This is a genomic window from Corallococcus sp. 4LFB (assembly GCF_046520365.1).
GTDB lineage: Bacteria > Myxococcota > Myxococcia > Myxococcales > Myxococcaceae > Corallococcus > Corallococcus caeni.
Genome location: NZ_JBKGHJ010000947.1, coordinates 1 through 1,585 on the forward strand (window position 1 = coordinate 1; position 1,585 = coordinate 1,585).

1 protein-coding gene and 1 pseudogene are annotated in these 1,585 nt (G+C 69.2%); both read right to left on the reverse strand.

Annotation, left to right across the window (positions count from 1 at the left end):
* Positions 1–1,092: pseudogene (locus ACLEQD_RS43055) on the reverse strand (type II secretion system protein GspD); the annotation flags it as partial.
* On the reverse strand, positions 1,089–1,585 hold a 497-nt coding region (locus tag ACLEQD_RS43060), incomplete at its 5' end, for a secretin N-terminal domain-containing protein (protein WP_410391744.1). The pseudogene ACLEQD_RS43055 and the gene ACLEQD_RS43060, both read right to left, overlap by 4 nt.

A 1,585-nucleotide genomic window follows, 5' to 3' on the forward strand; every position in this document is an offset into this window, starting at 1 on the left:
CCTGCTCGTCCGGCTGGGCGGGGGACGGGGCGGCGGGCGCGCGCCGCCAGCGGCCGGGGGCGCGCCAGCGGGACGGATGACCCGCTCGTTGGACGTGCCGCTGCCGCCGTTCTCCACCCGCTGCTCTTCCTTCATGACGGCCTGGTTCATGCGCGACAGGGGGCCGGGCTTGCGGCTGAAGTCCACCGCGACGTCGTAGCCGGGGACCTGGCCATAGAACTGCTCCACGAACTGCTGCCGCTCCTTCATCTTGCGCTCGAAGATGCGGCGGAAGTCCTCCTGGCCGCGGATGATGTAGGGCGTGAGGAAGAGCAGCAGGTTCGTCTTCGTCTTGCGGCGCGTGGTGTCGCGGAACAGGTGGCCCAGGAGCGGGATGTCACCCAGCACCGGCACCTTGGAGACGGACTCCAGCGTGCGGTCCTGCATGATGCCGCCAATCACCACCGTCTCCATGTCCTTGGCGATGACCGTCGTCTTGGCGCTGCGCTTCGACGTGGTGGGGCCCAGGACGGGGTCCGAGGAGGCGATCTCCTCCGTCTGCTCCGTGATGACGAGGCGGATGTAGTCGCTCTCGTTGATCTGCGGCTTGACGGTGAGCTTGAGCTCCACGTTCTGGCGGGTGATGGGGGCGTACAGCGACCCCAGGCCGCCCAGCGAGCCCAGGAGCGACGGGTTGATGCCGCCGTTGGTGCCGGCGCCAGCGCCGGTGATGGAGCTGCCCAGCGCGGACGGGGTGAAGCCGGACTGGAAGGGCACGTTCTGGCCCACCGTGATTTCCGCCTCCTCGTTGTCGCTGGTGAGCAGGTGCGGCGTGGACAGCACGTTCACGTCGGACGACTGCTGCATGGCGTTGAGCACCACGCCGAAGGCCGGGATGTCGATGCCCAGCGCCTTGAGCTCCGGCAGGACGGGGCCCTGGATGCCGGCGAGGAAGCCGCCCATGCTGGCCAGGTTCGCCAGGGAGAAGGACGGGGGGATGGAGCCGCCGGAGTAGTTGGTGCCCAGGATGCCGGGGATGGCGCCGTCGTCCGTCTTGAGGCTGAAGCCCTGGTGGAAGTTGATGCCGAACTCGCTGTTGCGGTCCAGGTTCACTTCATGATGACCGCCTCCACGAACACCTGGCGGCGCGGCTGATCCAGCTGCTGGATGATCTGGACCATGTTCTTGTAGTCCGCCTGGCTGGCGACGATGACCAGCGAGTTGGTGCCCTTGTCGGCGGAGATCTTCACCTCGCCGCTGAACAGCTCCGCGGCCTGGGCGGGCGCGCGCGGCAGGCCCTGCGCCTGCGGCGGGATGGGGCCGCGCTGGGGGCGGTTGGCGGTGCCCTGCGCGAGCGACTGGAGCGTGCTGGCCAGCTCCTCGGAGTTGGCGTTCTCCAGCGGGTAGACGTTGATTTTATTGCCGCTGCCGGACGGGATGTCGATCTCCCGCACCAGGTCCTGGATGCGGCCGAAGGCGGCGGGGCTGGCCACGACGATGAGCTTGTTGGTGCGCTCGTCCGGGATGATCTGCGACAGCGTCGCCGCGCCGCCGGTCTCGGTGCCGCCGGCCACGCCCTCCGCGCCGGGAGGCGGCTGGCCGGGGG